This window comes from Burkholderia sp. BCC0397 (assembly GCF_902832865.1).
Taxonomy (GTDB): domain Bacteria; phylum Pseudomonadota; class Gammaproteobacteria; order Burkholderiales; family Burkholderiaceae; genus Burkholderia.
In genome coordinates this window covers 1-17,812 of record NZ_CADFDL010000008.1, presented here as the reverse complement: position 1 = coordinate 17,812, position 17,812 = coordinate 1, and the positions used below count along the sequence as shown (strand labels likewise).

At 66.3% G+C, this 17,812-nt stretch carries 21 protein-coding genes, 2 tRNA genes and 1 pseudogene; 15 read left to right on the top strand and 9 right to left on the bottom strand.

Going from position 1 to position 17,812, the window contains the following annotated elements:
- Positions 1-3: 3 nt before the first annotated feature.
- From rpiA to HWX03_RS23215, 3 genes are all read left to right on the top strand, one after another.
- Positions 4-699 (top strand): ribose-5-phosphate isomerase RpiA, encoded by a 696-nt coding sequence (rpiA, locus tag HWX03_RS23225; RefSeq protein ID WP_174433336.1) that lies wholly within the window; start codon positions 4-6, stop codon positions 697-699.
- Positions 700-981: 282 nt separating this feature from the next.
- Entirely contained in the window at positions 982-1,698 is a 717-nt protein-coding gene (locus tag HWX03_RS23220) for an FCD domain-containing protein (protein ID WP_060260460.1), read from the top strand.
- Between the two features lie 101 nt (positions 1,699-1,799).
- The gene (locus tag HWX03_RS23215; protein ID WP_175872801.1) at positions 1,800-2,786 is read left to right on the top strand and encodes a Gfo/Idh/MocA family oxidoreductase; all 987 of its coding nucleotides are present in this window, start codon (positions 1,800-1,802) and stop codon (positions 2,784-2,786) included.
- Between the two features lie 70 nt (positions 2,787-2,856).
- On the opposite strand, the gene HWX03_RS23210 is transcribed toward HWX03_RS23215, so the two are convergent.
- The 7 genes from HWX03_RS23210 to HWX03_RS23180 form a co-directional block, all read right to left on the bottom strand.
- Positions 2,857-3,549 carry an amino acid ABC transporter permease gene (locus HWX03_RS23210; protein WP_006484207.1) on the bottom strand — a complete coding sequence of 231 codons (693 nt, stop codon included), beginning with the start codon at positions 3,547-3,549 and terminating at the stop codon, positions 2,857-2,859.
- A gap of 122 nt (positions 3,550-3,671) precedes the next feature.
- Positions 3,672-4,466 carry a cystine ABC transporter substrate-binding protein gene (locus tag HWX03_RS23205; RefSeq protein ID WP_174433338.1) on the bottom strand — a complete coding sequence of 265 codons (795 nt, stop codon included), beginning with the start codon at positions 4,464-4,466 and terminating at the stop codon, positions 3,672-3,674.
- Positions 4,467-4,566: 100 nt separating this feature from the next.
- Positions 4,567-5,604, bottom strand: a complete 1,038-nt coding sequence (locus HWX03_RS23200; RefSeq protein ID WP_175872800.1) for a quinone-dependent dihydroorotate dehydrogenase — start codon at positions 5,602-5,604, stop codon at positions 4,567-4,569.
- 98 nt (positions 5,605-5,702) lie between these two features.
- Positions 5,703-6,533 (bottom strand): arginyltransferase, encoded by an 831-nt coding sequence (locus tag HWX03_RS23195; RefSeq protein ID WP_175819908.1) that lies wholly within the window; start codon positions 6,531-6,533, stop codon positions 5,703-5,705.
- A 33-nt stretch (positions 6,534-6,566) separates the two neighbouring features.
- A complete protein-coding gene (gene aat, locus HWX03_RS23190) occupies positions 6,567-7,331 on the bottom strand; it encodes a leucyl/phenylalanyl-tRNA--protein transferase (RefSeq protein WP_175819907.1) in 765 nt (254 codons plus the stop codon).
- 11 nt (positions 7,332-7,342) lie between these two features.
- Positions 7,343-7,888: an NUDIX hydrolase gene (locus tag HWX03_RS23185; protein ID WP_006476111.1), complete on the bottom strand. Its 546-nt coding sequence runs from the start codon at positions 7,886-7,888 to the stop codon at positions 7,343-7,345.
- A 183-nt stretch (positions 7,889-8,071) separates the two neighbouring features.
- Positions 8,072-8,148: transfer RNA gene (locus tag HWX03_RS23180), tRNA-Met, on the bottom strand.
- Between the two features lie 197 nt (positions 8,149-8,345).
- Between HWX03_RS23180 and HWX03_RS23175 the strand changes: the two genes are divergently transcribed.
- The 3 genes from HWX03_RS23175 to HWX03_RS23165 are packed head-to-tail and all read left to right on the top strand — an operon-like array spanning position 8,346 to position 10,371.
- Positions 8,346-8,843 carry a heme-degrading domain-containing protein gene (locus tag HWX03_RS23175; protein WP_175872799.1) on the top strand — a complete coding sequence of 166 codons (498 nt, stop codon included), beginning with the start codon at positions 8,346-8,348 and terminating at the stop codon, positions 8,841-8,843.
- A gap of 3 nt (positions 8,844-8,846) precedes the next feature.
- The gene (locus HWX03_RS23170) at positions 8,847-9,185 is read left to right on the top strand and encodes a multidrug efflux SMR transporter (RefSeq protein ID WP_011545307.1); all 339 of its coding nucleotides are present in this window, start codon (positions 8,847-8,849) and stop codon (positions 9,183-9,185) included.
- 31 nt (positions 9,186-9,216) lie between these two features.
- Positions 9,217-10,371, top strand: coding sequence for an enoyl-CoA hydratase/isomerase family protein (locus HWX03_RS23165; protein WP_175872798.1), 1,155 nt, complete (start codon positions 9,217-9,219; stop codon positions 10,369-10,371).
- 126 nt (positions 10,372-10,497) lie between these two features.
- Here HWX03_RS23165 and HWX03_RS23160 read toward each other — a convergent pair whose 3' ends face one another.
- Positions 10,498-10,926 carry a hypothetical protein gene (locus HWX03_RS23160; RefSeq protein WP_174386647.1) on the bottom strand — a complete coding sequence of 143 codons (429 nt, stop codon included), beginning with the start codon at positions 10,924-10,926 and terminating at the stop codon, positions 10,498-10,500.
- Positions 10,927-11,266: 340 nt separating this feature from the next.
- Between HWX03_RS23160 and ssuD the strand changes: the two genes are divergently transcribed.
- From ssuD to HWX03_RS23120, 8 genes are all read left to right on the top strand, one after another.
- Positions 11,267-12,424, top strand: coding sequence for an FMNH2-dependent alkanesulfonate monooxygenase (ssuD, locus tag HWX03_RS23155; protein ID WP_175872797.1), 1,158 nt, complete (start codon positions 11,267-11,269; stop codon positions 12,422-12,424).
- A 16-nt stretch (positions 12,425-12,440) separates the two neighbouring features.
- Positions 12,441-13,253, top strand: a complete 813-nt coding sequence (ssuC, locus tag HWX03_RS23150; RefSeq protein WP_012328410.1) for an aliphatic sulfonate ABC transporter permease SsuC — start codon at positions 12,441-12,443, stop codon at positions 13,251-13,253.
- Positions 13,250-14,209 carry an ATP-binding cassette domain-containing protein gene (locus HWX03_RS23145; protein WP_175872796.1) on the top strand — a complete coding sequence of 320 codons (960 nt, stop codon included), beginning with the start codon at positions 13,250-13,252 and terminating at the stop codon, positions 14,207-14,209. The genes ssuC and HWX03_RS23145 overlap by 4 nt, the downstream gene beginning before the upstream one ends.
- A gap of 57 nt (positions 14,210-14,266) precedes the next feature.
- Positions 14,267-14,482, top strand: coding sequence for a TOBE domain-containing protein (locus HWX03_RS23140; RefSeq protein WP_006476104.1), 216 nt, complete (start codon positions 14,267-14,269; stop codon positions 14,480-14,482).
- 143 nt (positions 14,483-14,625) lie between these two features.
- Positions 14,626-14,823: a hypothetical protein gene (locus HWX03_RS23135; RefSeq protein ID WP_174433344.1), complete on the top strand. Its 198-nt coding sequence runs from the start codon at positions 14,626-14,628 to the stop codon at positions 14,821-14,823.
- 55 nt (positions 14,824-14,878) lie between these two features.
- Positions 14,879-15,124 (top strand): hypothetical protein, encoded by a 246-nt coding sequence (locus HWX03_RS23130; RefSeq protein ID WP_174391169.1) that lies wholly within the window; start codon positions 14,879-14,881, stop codon positions 15,122-15,124.
- Between the two features lie 129 nt (positions 15,125-15,253).
- Positions 15,254-16,240 (top strand): tRNA dihydrouridine(20/20a) synthase DusA, encoded by a 987-nt coding sequence (dusA, locus tag HWX03_RS23125; protein WP_244132761.1) that lies wholly within the window; start codon positions 15,254-15,256, stop codon positions 16,238-16,240.
- Between the two features lie 54 nt (positions 16,241-16,294).
- Positions 16,295-16,370: transfer RNA gene (locus HWX03_RS23120), tRNA-His, on the top strand.
- A gap of 87 nt (positions 16,371-16,457) precedes the next feature.
- On the opposite strand, the gene HWX03_RS23115 is transcribed toward HWX03_RS23120, so the two are convergent.
- Entirely contained in the window at positions 16,458-16,853 is a 396-nt protein-coding gene (locus HWX03_RS23115) for a hypothetical protein (protein ID WP_347879533.1), read from the bottom strand.
- Between the two features lie 603 nt (positions 16,854-17,456).
- On the opposite strand from HWX03_RS23115, the pseudogene HWX03_RS23110 reads away from it, so the two are divergent.
- A pseudogene (locus HWX03_RS23110) lies at positions 17,457-17,720 on the top strand (IS256 family transposase); the annotation flags it as partial.
- Positions 17,721-17,812 lie beyond the last annotated feature (92 nt).

The window sequence follows — 17,812 nt, the reverse complement described above, 5'->3', positions numbered from 1 at the left end:
GCCATGACTCAAGACGAACTCAAACGCCTCGTCGGCCAGGCCGCCGCCGATTACGTGATCCAGAACGTGCCGGAAGGCGCCGTGATCGGTGTCGGCACCGGCTCGACCGCCAACTGCTTCATCGACGCGCTCGCCGCCGTCAAATCGCGCTATCGCGGCGCCGTGTCGAGCTCGATTGCCACGACCGAACGCCTGAAATCGCACGGCATCAAGGTGTTCGACCTGAACGAGATCGACACGCTGCAGGTGTACGTCGACGGCGCCGACGAGATCGACGCCGGCGGCGCGATGATCAAGGGCGGCGGCGGCGCGCTGACGCGCGAGAAGATCGTCGCGTCGGTGGCCGACACGTTCGTCTGCATCGCGGACGCCAGCAAGCGCGTGCCGGTGCTCGGCGCGTTCCCGCTGCCGATCGAGGTCGTGCCGATGGCGCGCACGGCGATCGGCCGGCGCGTGACCGCGCTCGGCGGCGTGCCCGTGCTGCGCGTGACGAAGGACGGCGCGCCATATATCACCGACAACGGCAACGAGATCATCGACGTGAAGGGCCTGCAGATCGCCGATCCGCGCGGTTTCGAAGCGCAGGTGAACGCTTGGCCGGGCGTCGTGACGGTCGGCCTGTTCGCCGAGCGCGGCGCGAATCTGTGCTTGCTCGGCACGGAAAACGGCGTTGAAACGATCGTTTATCCGGCTGGCTGAATCTGAATGAGAAGCAGTCCGTAACGGCGCGGTATCTGCTGTCATGGATTGGATATATAAATCTTGTGGAAACCGGGGTCCGGCAGGCGCGGCGCGCTTCCCGGGCCTTTTTTTTAGCCGTATAACTCACCTCGTTCAAAAGAGGGATAACCCTGTCAGGTGTTTACCAGATAGCGAAATATCGTCGAACTCATCAACTTATAGATCATAAGAACAGAGTAGTAACCAGGGCCGGCGGAACTGCGGAGCAGGTGTTCGCAAATCGACGCACGGGGAGGTGTCATGGAGCAGGGCAAAGACCGGTCACTGGTCGCCAAAGTGATGGATGGGCTTGTCGCGGGTATCGTCGAAGACAAGTACGGCGGCATCTTGCCGCCACAGGACGTGCTGTCGAAAGAGTTCGACGTGAGCCGCACGGTGATGCGGGAAGCGTTGTCGATGTTGCTTGCGCGCGACATGCTCGACGTGCGTCCGAAAGTCGGTACGCGCGTGCGGCCGATGCGCGACTGGCGGATGATCGACGAAGACGTCGTGAGCTGGCGATTTCGGGCAAAACCCGATCCGCAGTTCATGCGCGACGTCATCGAATTCCGGATGCTGATCGAACCACGTGCGACCGCGCAGGCGGCGGTGCGTGCCACGGCGGCCGACATCGCGGGCATTCGCGAAGCGTTCGATGCGTTCAAGGTGCTACAGCCGGGCGACCCCGGCTACGACACGGCGGACGAGTTGCTGCATACGCGGATCGTCCAGGCGAGCGGCAACCAGTTCTTCCAGCAGATGGCGGCGATCGTGCGCGGGGCAGTGCGTCTCGTGAATCCGCGCGTCGTGCAGAAGGAGGGCGCGCACGACACTGCGGTGAAGGCGCATGCGCGCGTGGTCGATGCGATCGAACGGCGCGACCCGCGCGAAGCCGAAGCGGCCTCGCTCGCGCTGATCGATTTCAGCGCGGACGAGATTTCGCGCGATTTCTCGGTCGACGTGCCGGTGCGTGCCTGACGCGGCGCGTGTCGCTCATCCGTGTGCCGCCGGGCCGTTTATCATGACGGCCGGCCGGCAGCGTGCCGGCCACCGTCATACGACCGACACGGAAGATCAGGATGAACGACAACGACCATCGCCCGGTGCGCTTCGGCATCGTCGGTGCGGGCAGCATTGCGCGCCGCTTCGCGCAAAGCCTCGCACACGTGCCGGGCGCCACGCTCGCCGGCGTCTGGGCCCGCCGCGCCGACGCAGCGGCCGCCTTCTGCGAGACCTGCGGCGGCACGCCTGCCGCGAGCCTCGACGCGCTCCTCGCGAGCGATATCGACGCGGTCTACATCGCGACGCTCCATGACAGTCACGCGCAGTACACGCTGGCCGCATTGGCCGCCGGCAAGGCCGTGTTGTGCGAGAAACCCGCGGCGCTGAACGCCGCGCAACTCGACACGGTGCTGCACGCGGCGCGCGATGCCGGGCGGCTCTTCATGGAGGCGATGAAGCCGCCATTCTTTCCGCTGTACCGTCAGCTGCGTGCGCACCTGCGTGACGATCCGATCGGCGAGATCCGGCTCGTGCGGGCGGGCTGTGCATCGTCGTCGGTGCCGGACGACCATTCCGTCTATCGTCTCGATCGCGCGGGCGGCGCGCTGCTCGATATCGGCATCTACGAGGCGTTTCTTGCCGTCGACTGGCTCGGCGCGGCGCGCGACGTGCAGACGCTCGGCCGCGTCGGTGCGACGGGTGTCGACCTGTTCGCGAGCCTGAACAGCGTGCATGCGAACGGCGGGATCGCGCAGCTCTTTTGCGGTCTCGACGTGATGGGGCGCGGCGACGCGCTGATCGCCGCGGCGGGCGGCCACGTGACGATTCACGAGAAGTGGTGGAACCCTGCGCGTGCGACGATCCGCTACGCGGACGGGCGCACCATCGAACTCGATGCGCCGGTCGACGGCGGCGGGCTGAACTACGAAACCGCGCATTTCTGCGACCTGCTTCGCGCGGGCGAGACCGAAAGCCCGGTCATGACGCACGACCATTCGCGGCAGATGATCGCGATGACCGATGCGGCGCGCGCCGTGCTCGGCGTGCGCTATTCGGGCGAATAGGTGGAATAGGCGGAACAGGCGGGAAGAAGGGTGCCGGGCCCGCGAGCGCGGCCCGGCGCAACTGCGCGGCTCAGTGCCGCGACGGCAGCGACAGGCGCTTTTCGTACCAGCGCTGCACCCATTCGAGGATCTGGCACAGGATCCAGTACACGGCCGCGGCGGCGAGATAGAGCGGCAGCGGCTGATAGGTCGCCGCGATCACTTCCTGCGCGCTGCGCAGCAGTTCGGTCACGGTGATCACGGACACGAGCGACGTGTCCTTGATCAGGCTGATCAGGCTGTTCGACAGGCTCGGCACCGCGATGCGCAGCGCCTGCGGGCCGATCACGTAGCGCAGCGTCTGCCCCCACGACAGCCCGAGGCTGTACGCGGCGAGCCACTGGCCGCGCGCGATCCCGTTGATCGCGCCGCGCATGCTTTCCGACATGTAGGCCGCGACGTTCGCGGACAGCGCGATGACGCCGGCCGGCGTCGGGTCGAGCGAGATGCCGAGGCTCGGCAGCCCGTAATAAATGACGAAGATCTGCACGAGCAGCGGCGTGCCGCGCATCAGGCTCACGTACGCGCGCGCCAGCCACGCGAGCGCGTTGACCCAGATGCGCTCGAAGCCGTCGAGCGCTTCGCTTTGCCGGATGCCCATCATCGCGAGCACGACGGCGCCAAGCAGGCCGAACACCATCGACAGCACGGCGAACTTGACGGTCAGTACGGCACCCTGGGCGAGCACCGGCAGCGATTGGACGAGCAGGGACGTTGTCGACATGAAATACGAAGCGAATGCGTGCGCGAAAGCGCAATCATAAACCGGACCGATAAAACAAAGGGCGGCATCGTTGCGGATGCCGCCCTTTCCGGCCCGCCGTCAGGCGGGAAATGCAGGCGTGCTTACTTGATCGGTTTCGTCACGTCGATGCCGAACCACTTGTCGGAGATCTTCGTGAACGTGCCGTCGGCCTCGAGTTGCGCCATCGCGTCGTCGATCGCCTTCTGGAACTTCGGGTTGCCCTTCTTGAACGGGATGCCCGACGGGTTCGCCGAGCCGACGTTCGCGCCTGGGCGCAGCGGCAGCTGGGAATTCTTCGTCAGGTACGCGAGCATCAGGCGGTCGTTCAGCGCCGCGTCGAGGCGGCCGGCCGCGAGATCGCGCAGGTACTCGGGCGCGCCCGGGTACGTCTTCACGTCGATGCCCGGCACCGATTTCGCCATGTCCATGTAGTTCGTGCCGAGCGCGACGCCGAGCTTCTTGCCCTTCAGGTCTTCCAGCGACTTGAACTCGCGCGTGTCGTCCTTGCGCTGGATCAGCTGCGCGGACGAGTACGTGTACGCCGGCGAGAAGTCGAGCGTTTCCTTGCGCTTGTCGGTGATGCCGACCTGGTTGGCGATCACGTCGAACTTGCCGGCCTGTAGGCCCGCGATGATGCCGCTCCATTCGGTCGTCACGAACTCGGCCTTCACGCCGAGCTTCGCCGCGACGGCCTTCGCGATGTCGACGTCGAAGCCGACGAGCTCGCCTTGCGGGCTCTTCGAGTTGAACGGCGGGAACGTGCCTTCGAGGCCGACGCGCAGCGTGCCGCGCTGTTTGACCTGGTCGAGAAGGTCGGCCGCGTGCGCGGTCGCCGCAGCGAACGACGTGCCGATCACGCCGGCAACCAGCAGCTTCTTCAGCAGCGAAAATTTCATCGTGTGTGTCCTTGCCCTGTCCGGGTCAATGATTCTGATAGTGAAGTCGATGATAGCGAAAATGCTATCGAAGGCTAAATATAGTTTGCTTATAGCTATATTACGCGGTGCGTTCGCGGGCGATCGCCTTCACGCATTCCGACACGAGCGCCGGGCCGCGATAGATGAAGCCGGTATAGAGCTGGACGAGCGCCGCGCCGGCCGCCAGCTTTGCACGGGCGTCCTCGCCCGAGAAAATGCCGCCGACGCCGATGATCGGCACGTCGTTGCCGACTTCCGCGCGCAGCTTGCGGATCACTTCGTTCGACGCGTCGAACACGGGGCGGCCCGACAGGCCGCCGGCTTCGTCCGCGTGCGGCAGGCCCTGGACGGCCGCGCGCGACAGCGTCGTATTGGTAGCGATGACCGCTTCGATCTTGTGGCGCAGCAGCGTGTCGCCGATTTCCTTGACCTGTTCGTCGTCGAGATCGGGCGCGATCTTCAGCGCGAGCGGCACGAGCTTGCCGTGCAGGTCGGCGAGGCGCTGCTGCTTGTCCTTCAGCGCCGCGAGCAGCGCGTCGAGCTCGCCGGCGCCCTGCAACTGGCGCAGGTTCTTCGTATTCGGCGACGAGATGTTGATCGTCACGTAGCTCGCGAACGGGTACACACGCTCGAGGCAGTACAGGTAATCCTCGGCGGCGCGTTCGATCGGCGTGTCGGCGTTCTTGCCGATGTTCAGGCCGAGGATGCCGCGATAGCGGGCGGCCTGGACGTTCTTCACGAACTGGTCGACGCCGTGGTTGTTGAAGCCCATCCGGTTGATCAGCGCTTCGGCCTGCGGCAGCCGGAACATCCGCGGGCGCGGGTTGCCGGGCTGCGGGCGCGGCGTGACCGTGCCGACCTCGATGAAGCCGAAGCCGAGCGCCGCGAGACCGTCGATGGCCGCGCCATCCTTGTCGAGGCCGGCCGCGAGGCCGACCGGGTTGCGGAACGTGAGCCCCATCACGGTGCGCGGCGCGTCGGGCACGCGGGCCGACAGCGCGCAGGCGAGGCCTGTGCGGCCGGCCGCGCCGAGCGCGCGCAGCGTAAGGTGGTGAGCGTCTTCCGCATCCATTTTGAACAGGGATGCGCGGGCCAGCGGGTAGAGGGAACTGAACACGGGAATGGGGCGGACAGCCGAAATGAATGACAACCCGCTATTTTACCGGGAGTTGCGCGGCACGGGCGTGCTTCGCTTCGTAGCCGCCGCGGCGCGCGTCAGCCCGAGCCGGAATGTCCGCCCGGCAATGGCGCGCGCGCCAGCGCCGCGTCGACGGGCGGCAGGTCGATCCGTTCCGGATCGAGCGTCTTCCAACGGCCGTCGATCAGCCCTTCGAGCGGATGGAAGTTCGCCTTGTAGGCCATCTTCGGGCTCTCGCGGATCCAGTAGCCGAGGTACACGTAGGGCAGCCCGAGGCTCTTCGCCTGCTCGATCTGCCACAGGATGTTGTAGGTGCCGTAGCTCGTGTGCCGGTCGTCGGGCTCGAAGAACGTGTAGACCGACGACAGCCCGTCGCCGAGGATGTCGATCATGCTGACCATCCGCAGCTTGCCGGGCTCGCCGCCCGGTGCGTCGAGGTCGCGGAATTCGACGAGGCGGGAGTTGATCCGGCTTTGCAGCAGGAACTGTTCGTACTGGTCGCGGCTGTCGCGATCCATGCCGCCGCCCGCGTGGCGCGCGGACTGGTAGCGCATGTAGAGCGCGTAGTGCTCTTCGTCGTAGTGCAGCGGCGACACCGTCGCGACCAGCGCGCGGTGCCGCTTCCACATCCTGCGCTGCGTGCGCGTCGGCACGAACTCGCCGACCGGCACTCGCACCGGCACGCATGCGCGGCAGCCGTCGCAGTACGGGCGGTACGTGAAGACGCCCGAGCGGCGGAAGCCGGCCTTCACGAGTTCGGTATAGATGTCGGAATTGATCAGGTGGCTCGGCGTCGCGACTTGCGAGCGTGCGATGCGGCCGTCCAGATAGCTGCACGGATAGGGCGCCGTTGCATAGAATTGCAGCGCCGAAAGCGGTGAAAGCGGCAGCTCAGTCGGATGAGTCATGGGCAGCTCTCGATGCAGGGAAGGAGTGCCGCGCTAGCGCTCGGTCCCGGAGGGCGCCGCCGTTTCGGCGGGGCCCGTCAGCGCGGCGAGCACGCGCTTGTCGAACTGCCACGGAATCGGCGGTTCGGCTACCGCGCGGCGCACGTGAGCGACAAAGGCCTTGCGTGCGATCTCGCGGCCGCCGAGCGACGCTAGATGCGACGTATTCTGCTGGCAGTCTATCATTTCCAGCCCCTGCTCGCGAAGGTGGGCGATGAGCGCGGCGAGCGCGATTTTCGACGCATCGGTCGCGTCCGCATACATCGATTCGCCGAAAAACATCCGCCCGAACGACACGCCGTACAGACCGCCGACGCGGCGCCCGTCGTGCCACGTCTCGATGCTGTGCGCGTTGCCGGAGCGGTAAAGCGACGTATAGGCGTCGATGATCTCGGCGGTGATCCAGGTGCCGCGCTGCCCGCGGCGCGGCGCCTGCGCGCAGGCGCGCATCACGCCGGGAAAGTCGTGATCGACGCGCACCTCCCATTCCGGCTCGCGCAGCACGCGCTTCAGCGTCTTGCGCAGCGATGGCGCTACCTTGAATTCGGCCGGCACGAGGATCATGCGCGGGTCGGGGCTCCACCACAGCACCGGCTGGCCGTCCGAGTACCACGGGAAGATGCCGCGCAGGTAGGCGTCGATGAGGCGCGATGGCAGCAGGTCAGCGCTCGCGGCGAGCAGCCCGGGCGCGCCGGTCGCGGGACCGAGCGCGCGTTCGATGGACGGAAACGGATCGTCCGGGCCGAGCCAGGGAACCATGGGTGCGGGGCTCAGCCGTTGCGCAGCGAGCGGAAGATATCGCCGGTGTGCACGCCGTAGTCGCCGGCGGCACGATCGGCGAAGAAGAAGCGCAGCGTCTGGCTGACGGTCGGGAACGCGATCTCGTCCCACGGGATGTCGGCTTCGTCGAATAGTTTCACTTCGAGGCTTTCCTCGCCGGCTTCGAAGCCCGGGTCGGTGAGCCGTGCGAGGTAGAACAGGTGCACCTGGTGCACGTGCGGCACGTTGAGCAGCGTGAACAGATTCTGCACCTCGACGCGCGCGCCGGCTTCCTCGAGCGTTTCGCGCGCGGCGGCTTCCGCGGTCGTCTCGCCCATTTCCATGAAGCCCGCCGGCAGCGTCCAGAATCCGTAGCGCGGTTCGATCGCGCGGCGGCACAGCAGGATCTGGTCGCCCCAGACCGGGACCGTGCCGACGACGTTGCGCGGATTCTGATAGTGGATCGTGCCGCAGTGATCGCAGACGAAGCGCTCGCGATTGTCGCCCGGAGGAATACGCGCGAGGACTTCGTGACCGCAGACGGAGCAGAATTTCATGTCGAGTGGAAGGGACGAGGTGATGCGAGTGTATCACCGGGCCGCGGCATTCTCGAACGCCCGCGCGTGCGGCGGCGTGTCGTGCGAAACGGCGGGCGCGCGAGCGAAGAGGGCGCGGCGCCCGGACGCGCAAAGACAAAAAGCCCGGCGCGAGGCCGGGCTTTTTGCGAAATTCTGGACGGTTGGTTGCGGGGGTAGGATTTGAACCTACGACCTTCGGGTTATGAGCCCGACGAGCTGCCAGACTGCTCCACCCCGCGTCCGTCGAAGAAATGAATTATATGGGCTAACCCGAATGCGTGCAAGCGTTTTCTGACAACCGCATCGCGAGCGCTGGTGGGGCCGGTACGGGGAGGCTCGTGCGCTAGAATCGAGCGGTTTGTGTCGTCATCCCGGCAGCGGCCCTGCGCGATCGCATCGGCGCCGTTGCGACTCTCATTACTGCATCGACGGATTCATGGACATCGCTCACGATCTGCAATCGATCGGCGCGCAGGAACAGGCGCTCGTGTTTCCCCATTTCGACCCGGCCCGTGCGTGGGCGCTCGGCAACCGGATGCATGCGCTCGCGACGTCGCGAGCGCATGCGATCGCGATCGACATCGTCACGTTCGGCCAGCCGCTGTTTTACGCGGCGCTCGCCGGCGCGACGCCCGACAACGCCGACTGGGTGCGCCGCAAGCGCAACGTCGTCGCGCATTTCCGCCGCAGCTCGTACGCGATCGGCCTGCGCATGCAGCAGGCCGGCGCGACGCTCGCGGACAAGCACGGGTTGCCGGTCGCCGAGTATGCGTCGCATGGCGGTTCGTTTCCGCTGACCGTCGCCGGCGCCGGCGTGATCGGCTCGATCACCGCGTCCGGGCTGCCGCAGCGCGCGGACCACGAGTTCGTCGTCGAGGCGCTGTGCGCCGAGCTCGGTCACGACTACGCGGTACTGGCCCTCGCACGGAGCTGAGCGATGCAACTGCCCGGTTACGCATGGCTCGCGATCGCGATCGTCGCGGAAGTGATCGGCACGTCCGCGCTGCGCGCGGCGGACGGCTTTACGCGCTTGTGGCCGTCGGTGCTCGTCGTCGCCGGTTACGGCGTCGCGTTCTACTGCCTGTCGCTCACGTTGCGCACGATGCCCGTCGGCATCATCTATGCAGTCTGGTCGGGCGCCGGCATCGTGCTGATCACGCTCGTCGCGATGCTGCTCTATCGCCAGGTGCCGGACGTGCCGGCGGTGATCGGCCTCGGGCTGATCATCGCGGGCGTCGTGGTGCTGAACCTGTTCTCGAAGATGCAGGCGCACTGAGCGTGCGGCTGCCGTTTGCCGGATGACCTTCATGACCGATTCCACTTCCGCCGCCGTTTCCGCCGAATCCGCCCAGCCCGACGTGCGCGCGTATGTCGCGAACCGCGTCGGCTTTCTCGAACTGAACCGGCCGAAGGCGCTGAATGCGCTGTCGGTCGGCATGATCCGGCTGATGCAGCAGGCGCTCGACGCGTGGCGCGACGATCCCGACGTCGTCGCGGTCGTCGTGCACAGCCCGCATCCGCGCGCGTTCTGCGCGGGCGGCGACGTGCGCTTCTTCCACGACGCGTGGCAGCGCGGCGACCGCGATGCGGTCGACACGTTCTTCATCGAGGAATACACGCTGAACCATGCGATCTTCACGTATCCGAAGCCGTACATCGCGCTGATGCACGGCGTCGTGATGGGCGGCGGCATGGGGATTTCGCAGGCGGCGCGGCATACGGGCGGCCTGCGCGTCGTGACCGACTCGACGAAGATGGCGATGCCAGAAACGCGCATCGGCCTGTTCCCGGACGTCGGGATGAGCTGGTTTCTCGCGCGCACGCCCGGCGCGATCGGCCGCTATCTCGCGGTGACCGGCGCGACGCTCGATGCGGCCGGCGCACTGTATGCGCAGCTCGCCGACGTCTACCTGCCCGATGCCGCGCTGCCGGCGCTGCTCGATACGCTGCGCGGCGCGCGCGTCGACAGCGGTGCGCAGGTCGTCGCGTGCGTGACCGAGGCGGCTGCCGCGCACAAGGTCGTGCCGACGCCCGACACGTCGGCGCTCGCCGGCGCGCGCGCCGGGATCGACCGGCATTTCGCGCAGCCCGACCTCAATGCGATCCTCGCGTCGCTCGACGCCGAGCAGGATTGCGCGGCCGTCGACGCGTGGGTCGAGAAGGCGACCCACGCGATGCGCGAGCAGCTGTCGCCATTGTCGATGGCCGTGTCGCTCGAAGTCGTCGAGCGGGCCCGCGGGGCGACGATGGCCGATTGCCTGCGGCGCGATCTCGATCTCACGCGCTCGACCTTCGCGCGCGGCGACGTGATCGAAGGCGTGCGCGCGCTGATTGTCGACAAGGACCAGCAGCCTGTCTGGCGCTTCAAGACGACCGCCGATATCGATCGGGCCGACGTGCTCGCAATGTTCGACAGCCCGTGGACGCCCGACACGCATCCGCTGCGCAAGCTGAAGGACTGACGTCAATCAGGCTGACCCGTGCGGCCGATCGACGCGCGACACGGAAGCGAAAAGGCCGCGTGCACATGCACGCGGCCTTTTTCATGAACGTCGGTCGGTCTGAAGGGCGCGTCGCCCGCGCCGGCGTTATTCGTCGCCCGCGTTGTCCGACATGAACGCGCGCATGAACACGAGCGCGCCGAAGCCCCACACCGCGTTCGCCGCGAAGCCGGCCGCGAGCACGGGCATCATGTTGCCCGACGGCCAGATGCCGCGCAGCGGATCGATCGCGAACACGCGGGCGGCCGTCAGCACGATGCCGCCGAACACGAGTGCGCCGATCCACGATGCTTCGCGTTCCGGCGAGACGCGCAACAACCACGCCATCGGAATCGCGCAGCACGCGCTGATCAGCGCATTCGCGACAAATTCAGGAATGCCGAGCGGCGCGAACGGTTGTGTCGAGAAGCCGGTTGCGGCGATCAGGTCGGCCGTGTGGAGAAGGGCGAGCGTGGCCTCGCGGAAGAACAGTGCGGCCAGGAAGCCGGACAGGAATGGCAGGATGACTTTCTGCATCGATGAGTGCACCGCAGGCGCGCACGGCCGGGGCCGGGCGCGCGGAGTTATTCGGATAGGTGCGTCATTATAGGGCCCGGCCGCGGCGATATTCGCTCCAGCGTCGTGCTAATCACGAAAGCGGAAAACCTAAGCTCAAAAAAATCGTTCCAAAGCCCTGTACCGATCCCTAGACTGATTTCCCAGAAACAGCCGTGCAATCGCGTCCTCGTCCGCTGCACGGCCCGACCGGCGAGCCATCCCGATTCGAATGCACACCATGCATGCGTCGCTCATCCGCGACGCGAGCAGGGCGAGGATTTTTCAAATTTCGGCAGTGACAGTCAAGCAGGAGCAGCAGATGAATGTGTTCTGGTTTATCCCCACGCATGGCGACAGCCGCTATCTCGGCACGGCCGAAGGCGCGCGCGCCGCGGACTACGATTACTTCAAGCAGGTCGCCGTGGCGGCGGACACGCTCGGCTACGACGGCGTGCTGCTGCCGACCGGCCGTTCCTGCGAGGATGCATGGGTCGTCGCGTCGAGCCTCATTCCGGCGACGCAGCGCCTGAAGTTCCTGGTCGCCGTGCGCCCCGGCATCGCTTCGCCGGGGCTGGCCGCGCGGATGGCCGCGACGTTCGACCGCCTGTCGGGCGGCCGTCTGCTGATCAACGTCGTCACGGGCGGCGATGCGGCCGAGCTCGAAGGCGACGGCCTCTTTGCCGATCACGATACGCGCTACGAGATCACCGACGATTTCCTGAACATCTGGCGCGGGCTGCTCGCCGCGTCGCACGACAACGGCGGATTCGACTACATCGGCAAGCACCTGCAGTCGAAAGGCGGCAAGGCGCTTTATCCGCCCGTGCAGCATCCGCATCCGCCGCTGTGGTTCGGCGGCTCGTCGCCGGCCGCTCACGCGATTGCCGCCGATCACATCGATACCTACCTGACCTGGGGCGAGCCGCCTGAGGCCGTCGCGAAGAAGATCGCCGACATCCGCGCCCGTGCCGAGGCGCGCGGCCGCAAGATCAAGTTCGGCATCCGCCTGCACGTGATCGTGCGCGAGACCGAGGACGAGGCATGGCGTGACGCCGAGCGGCTGATCAGCCGGCTCGACGACGACACGATCGCGCGTGCGCAGAAAGCGTTCGCGAACATGGATTCGGAAGGCCAGCGCCGGATGGCCGCGCTGCACGGCGGCAAGCGCGGCGGCCGCGAGGCGCTCGAGGTCTATCCGAACCTGTGGGCCGGCGTGGGGCTCGTGCGCGGCGGCGCCGGCACGGCGCTCGTCGGCAATCCCGAGCAGGTCGCGGAACGCATGCGCGAATACGCGGATCTCGGCATCGAGACGTTCATCCTGTCCGGCTATCCGCACCTCGAGGAGTCGTATCGCTTCGCGGAACTCGTGTTCCCGCTGATCAAGGGCAAGGGCGTCGAGAAGGCGGCCGGTCCGCTGTCGGGGCCTTTCGGCGAGATCGTCGGCAACAACTATCTGCCGAAGACGAGCCAGAGCTGAGCGACGGAGGCTTGCGATGACAACGAAAACGTCGACGACGGGCGCTGCCGTGGCCGCCCGCGCGTGGCGCGGCGTCGCGCCGTGGCTCGTGCCGCTCGCGTTGCTGGTGGTATGGGAAGTCGGTGCGCGCACCGGCTGGCTGTCGACCCGCGTGCTGCCCGAGCCGGTGGCGGTCGTGCGCGCGGCCTGGTCGCTCGTGACGTCGGGCGAAATGTGGGCGAATGTGAAAGTGAGCACGTGGCGCGCGCTGTTCGGCTTCGCGATCGGCGGCGGCGTCGGCCTCGCGCTGGGGCTCGCGACCGGGCTGTCGAAGGCCGCCGAGGTCGCGCTCGACTCGACGATCCAGATGATCCGCAACATCCCGGCGCTCGCGATGATCCCGCTCGTGATCCTGTGGTTCGGCATCGACGAGAAGGCGAAGCTGTTCCTCGTCGCGCTCGGCGTGTTCTTTCCCGTCTACATCAATACGTATCACGGGATCCGCTCGGTCGACGCGAACCTGATCGAGATGGCGAAGAGCTACGGCGTGCGCGGCTTCGCGCTGTACCGCGACGTGATCCTGCCCGGCGCGTTGCCGTCGATCCTCGTCGGCGTGCGTTTCGCGCTCGGGCTGATGTGGGTGATGCTGATCGTCGCGGAAACGATCTCCGCGCAGTCGGGCATTGGCTACATGACGATGAACGCGCGTGAATTCCTGCAAACCGACGTGGTGGTGGTCGGCATTCTGCTGTACGCGGTGCTCGGCAAGCTGGCCGATGTGCTGGCGAAATGGATCGAGCGCGTGACGCTGCGCTGGCACCCCGCTTATCAATCAGGAGCAAAGGCATGAATGCGACGACTTCGGCGGCCGCCTACGGCCCGCTCGCCGGCGCAGACCTCGAGGCCGAGCTGGCGCAGGCCCGCGTCGCGGACGGCGATGCGCGCGACGCGGCGATCCTCGAACGTGACGGCAGCGCATCGGTCGTGCCGCTTGCCCGGCGGCGCGCAGGCGGCCCGGCATCCGACGACGCGGTCACGCTGTCGGGCGTCAGCAAGCGCTTCGGCGCGCGCACGGTGCTCGACAACGTCGAGCTTGGCATCGCGCGCGGCAGTTTCGTCGCGATCGTCGGCCGCAGCGGCTGCGGGAAATCGACGCTGCTGCGGCTCGTGGCGGGACTCGAGCAGCCGAGCAGCGGCGCGCTCTTGACGCGCGGCGAGGGCGGCGGTGTGCTCGATACGCGGATCATGTACCAGGACGCGCGCCTGCTGCCGTGGAAGACCGTGCTGCAGAACGTGATGCTGGGCCTCGGCCGCGGCGCGCGCGACCGGGCCCGCGCGGTGCTCGACGAAGTCGGGCTGCTGGAACGCGCGAACGACTGGCCCGCGCAACTGTCGGGCGGGCAGCGGCAGCGTGTCGCACTGGCCCGCGCGCTCGTGCACCGGCCGCAACTGCTGCTGCTCGACGAGCCGCTCGGCGCACTCGACGCGCTTACCCGCATCGAAATGCATGCGCTGATCGAGCGCCTGTGGCGCGAGCACCGGTTCACCGCGCTGCTCGTCACGCACGACGTGCAGGAGGCCGTTGCGCTCGGCGACCGCATCCTGCTGATCGAGCAGGGGCGGGTGGCGCTCGACCAGTCGGTGCCGCTCGACCGGCCGCGTGCCCGTGCGTCGGCCGCATTCGCGGCGCTGGAGGATCGCGTGCTGAAACGCGTGCTCGCCGGCGGCCCCGGCGCGGCCGAGCAAGACGCGGAGCAAGAAGCAGACAAGGTTCGACCGGTCGGGCAGATCCGCTGGGCCGTTTAATTCCGGGCGGCTCCGGCCGCCCGTTCTGAGACTTTTTTCTTCGGAGCGATCATCCCGATGAGCATCACTGCAATCAACGTACGTAATCAGTTCAAGGGCAAGGTCAAGGAGATCATTCGCGGGTCCGTGGTCTCCGAAGTCGACGTCGAGACGCCGTTCGGCATCGTCACGTCGGTGATCACCACCCGTTCGGTGGACGAACTCGAACTGAAGGTCGGCGCCGAAGTCGTCGCGCTCGTGAAGTCGACGGAAGTCTCGATCGCGCGTCTCTGAGCGCGCGGGTCGCGCATCGGTGCGACGCCGCCGGGCAGGCAACGTGCCCGGCGGCGCATTGCATTCGCGCAGCGCGTTTGCCTCGGTATTCGACTTCCGGACGAAGTGCTAGGATGGAACGACACCGATGCCGGAGGCCGCGCATGACCCCCATCCTTTCCCCCGAAGCCATCGAGGCGCTGAAATGGATCGACCAGTTCGGCGACAGCCGGCCGGTTCCCGCCGCGTTCGACGACGTCGTCTATGCGTTGCTGAATGACGGGCTGATCTATCAGGCGACGGCCGACCGGGTCGACCTGACGGCCGATGGCCGGTCGTTTTTGTCCAACGAATACGATTGAGCGCGCGGCGCCGGCCGCGCAGGCGGCCTGGCGCGGCATCGCCACGGAGCGTGCGATGGAACCGAGAGGCAGCGACCTCGGCGATTTCAGCGAGCCGTACCGCGGTTTCGAGATCGAGGTGAAGACCGAGCAGGTCTGGGACGGCGAGCATGCGCATTACCGCGTGCTGCAGGGCGATGCCGTGCGAATCGACTGGCGGCTGGTCAAGGTCGACGGGATGTTGCTCACTGAACGGCGCGTGATCGAGCGCGTGCTCGACGAGGCGCGCCGGGCGGTCGATGCGGAACTGGGCGACGGCTAGCGCACGTGTCGGGCGGGCATGGCCGGTATTGCGGTAAAATGTCAGGTTGTTCCCGTGCCGCCTGGCCTGTACCCGAATTCCATGTCCGTTCCGTCCTCGCTTCCTCCCCGCCGTGTATCCGTCGCGCCGATGCTCGACTGGACCGACCGTCATTGCCGGTCGTTCCACCGCACGCTGACGCGCAATACGTGGCTGTATACGGAGATGATCACGACGGGCGCGCTGCTGTTCGGCGATGCCCAGCGGCATCTTGCGTTCACGCCGAGCGAATCGCCGGTCGCGTTGCAACTGGGCGGCAGCGAGCGCGACGATCTCGCGCGCGCGGCGAAGCTCGGCGAGCAGTGGGGCTACGACGAAATCAACCTGAATTGCGGATGCCCGTCCGAGCGCGTGCAGCGCGGCGCGTTCGGCGCATGCCTGATGAACGAGCCGCAGCTCGTCGCCGACTGCGTGAAGGCGATGCGCGATGCGGTGTCGGTGCCGGTGACGGTCAAGCACCGGATCGGCGTCGATGCGGTCGAGGACTACGCGTTCGTGCGCGACTTCGTCGGCACGGTGGCCGAGGCCGGTTGCGAAACGTTCGTCGTGCATGCCCGCAACGCGATCCTGAAGGGGCTGTCGCCGAAGGAGAATCGCGAGATCCCGCCGCTCAAGTACGACTATGCGTATCGGTTGAAGCGCGATTTTCCGTCGCTGGAGATCGTGATCAACGGCGGCATCACGACGCTCGATGAAGTTGCGCAGCATCTCGAGCACGTCGATGGCGTGATGCTCGGCCGCGAGGCGTATCACAATCCGTACGTGCTGGCGGAGGTCGATGCGCGCTTCTACGGGGCGACCGCAGCGGTGCCGACGCGCGAAGAGGCCGAAGCGCAACTGATCGCGTATTGCGCGGCCGAGCTGAAGCGCGGCACCTACCTCGGCGCGATCGTGCGGCACGCACTCGGGCTGTATCGTGGCATGCCGGGTGCGCGTGGCTGGCGTCGCGTGCTGTCCGACAACAAGAAGCTCGCACGCGGCGATCTGGCCGTGTTCGACGAGGCACGCGCGCATCTGAGCGAAGCCGAAGATTTTTTTGAAAAAAAGGCTTTGCAAGATTCAAAAGTCTTCGTATAATCTTGTTCTTCGCTGCTGAAACAAAACGGCGAAGCGAAGAAAGCAGTATCAGTGGTGGCTGTAGCTCAGTTGGTAGAGTCCAGGATTGTGATTCCTGTCGTCGTGGGTTCGAGTCCCATCAGCCACCCCACAGAATTCCTAGAAGTATCAAGCAGTTAGAAACGGCACTGAGATTTTATCCAGTGCCGTTTTTGTTTTGGAATTCCCAAATTGGGAATTACATGCCGCGGCGCTTTACGATTTTCGTTCGGTCGTAGACGCGCGCCGTCGTCGCCGGATTCGCATGCGGGTCCGGCAGTGCGCCGCGCTCTGCCTTATGCCGAGTCACGTAATGCGCGCGCAGGTCGTGGAACGTGAACCTCTTTCCAATGGTCTTCAGCTCGAGCGCCTTGCTCATCAGCTTTGACCATTCAGTCCTGAACCCGGCCGGCGTGTAGTGCGTCGCGTATCGATTCGAGAACACGTACAGGCAGTTGTCCTTGCGGGCCGCGCGCAGGCGTGCGATCAACTCCGTCAGCGCTGGCGTGATCTCGATATGCTCGATCACCTCGCCGCGCTTCTTGCCGCGCTGCTTCGCACGCTTCACCCGGATCTCGCCTGCTGCCTCGTCGATCTGCGGCCACGCGAGATCGAGAAACTCGACCTTCCGGTTAGCACCAGAAGCGGCGTTGCCGGAGGAAATGGCGGCACCACATCATTCGGAGCATTAATGTCTGCGCCAGGCGCCAGGCGCCAGCGGCGTGGCCGGCCCGAGTGCGCCGCCGTTTTCTCCGATCTCCGCGGGCGGCTCCGCCGCGGGTACCGGTGGCAATATCCTGAATGCTGGAGGTGGATCGCCGGCGTAGCCTTGGCCATCAATGCAAGCAGTTTCGCAGGAAGTGCCGGGGGCAATTCCGTATTTGGCGGCGGAGCGTCTCTCGTCGCAAATGGTGTCAACGGTGCGGCGTCACCATCTAAAGGAGGCGGCGGGACGGGGCAACAACCATCCAGCGCAGCGCTGACTGAGGGCGCTGCGGGGGCCGGCTATGCGATCATCGAAGAATTAGGAAGCGTCTGACCTTGAGGGGATGCAATGAGCAACGATGCAGTCGTTTCGAGCGGGGGCGTTGAAAATGTAGTTGTCTGGGACGGTGAAGCCGGTTGGCAGCCGCCCGGGACCTATCCGTCATTTTGTGGGCGGGGCATATCATGAGAGGCAAAAGTCATGGATATGTCGATGAAGAAGAAGAGGCAAACCGTAGCGCGTCAGGCAGCGGCCCGCGGGCCGCTGCCTGAACTGCCCAAGGAACTGCTGGACCAACTGGTCAAGGGGCCGATGACGCCGACCGAGGTCCAGGATTTGATGCTGGCGTTCAACAAAGCAGTCATCGAACGCGCGATGGGCGCCGAGATGAATATGCATCTGGGCTACCCGTCGGGCCAGTCCAAGCCGGCCGGGCAAGCCAACGAGCGCAACGGCGCCAGCGGCAAGACGGTCATCAGAGGTGGCCGCGCGAATTCAGACAACCGGATAAGTGGAACGGCCAGGGCCTGAGCCGGCGATAATGCAGGCAAAGGAATCCGAGAAATGAC

Coding starts and splice junctions, on each gene's coding strand:
- rpiA (WP_174433336.1), top strand. CDS start 4: ATGACTCAAGACGAACTCAAACGCCTCGTCGGCCAGGCCGCCGCCGAT.
- HWX03_RS23220 (WP_060260460.1), top strand. CDS start 982: ATGGAGCAGGGCAAAGACCGGTCACTGGTCGCCAAAGTGATGGATGGG.
- HWX03_RS23215 (WP_175872801.1), top strand. CDS start 1,800: ATGAACGACAACGACCATCGCCCGGTGCGCTTCGGCATCGTCGGTGCG.
- HWX03_RS23210 (WP_006484207.1), bottom strand. CDS start 3,549: ATGTCGACAACGTCCCTGCTCGTCCAATCGCTGCCGGTGCTCGCCCAG.
- HWX03_RS23205 (WP_174433338.1), bottom strand. CDS start 4,466: ATGAAATTTTCGCTGCTGAAGAAGCTGCTGGTTGCCGGCGTGATCGGC.
- HWX03_RS23195 (WP_175819908.1), bottom strand. CDS start 6,533: ATGACTCATCCGACTGAGCTGCCGCTTTCACCGCTTTCGGCGCTGCAA.
- aat (WP_175819907.1), bottom strand. CDS start 7,331: ATGGTTCCCTGGCTCGGCCCGGACGATCCGTTTCCGTCCATCGAACGC.
- HWX03_RS23185 (WP_006476111.1), bottom strand. CDS start 7,888: ATGAAATTCTGCTCCGTCTGCGGTCACGAAGTCCTCGCGCGTATTCCT.
- HWX03_RS23175 (WP_175872799.1), top strand. CDS start 8,346: ATGGACATCGCTCACGATCTGCAATCGATCGGCGCGCAGGAACAGGCG.
- HWX03_RS23170 (WP_011545307.1), top strand. CDS start 8,847: ATGCAACTGCCCGGTTACGCATGGCTCGCGATCGCGATCGTCGCGGAA.
- HWX03_RS23165 (WP_175872798.1), top strand. CDS start 9,217: ATGACCGATTCCACTTCCGCCGCCGTTTCCGCCGAATCCGCCCAGCCC.
- HWX03_RS23160 (WP_174386647.1), bottom strand. CDS start 10,926: ATGCAGAAAGTCATCCTGCCATTCCTGTCCGGCTTCCTGGCCGCACTG.
- ssuD (WP_175872797.1), top strand. CDS start 11,267: ATGAATGTGTTCTGGTTTATCCCCACGCATGGCGACAGCCGCTATCTC.
- ssuC (WP_012328410.1), top strand. CDS start 12,441: ATGACAACGAAAACGTCGACGACGGGCGCTGCCGTGGCCGCCCGCGCG.
- HWX03_RS23145 (WP_175872796.1), top strand. CDS start 13,250: ATGAATGCGACGACTTCGGCGGCCGCCTACGGCCCGCTCGCCGGCGCA.
- HWX03_RS23140 (WP_006476104.1), top strand. CDS start 14,267: ATGAGCATCACTGCAATCAACGTACGTAATCAGTTCAAGGGCAAGGTC.
- HWX03_RS23135 (WP_174433344.1), top strand. CDS start 14,626: ATGACCCCCATCCTTTCCCCCGAAGCCATCGAGGCGCTGAAATGGATC.
- HWX03_RS23130 (WP_174391169.1), top strand. CDS start 14,879: ATGGAACCGAGAGGCAGCGACCTCGGCGATTTCAGCGAGCCGTACCGC.
- dusA (WP_244132761.1), top strand. CDS start 15,254: ATGCTCGACTGGACCGACCGTCATTGCCGGTCGTTCCACCGCACGCTG.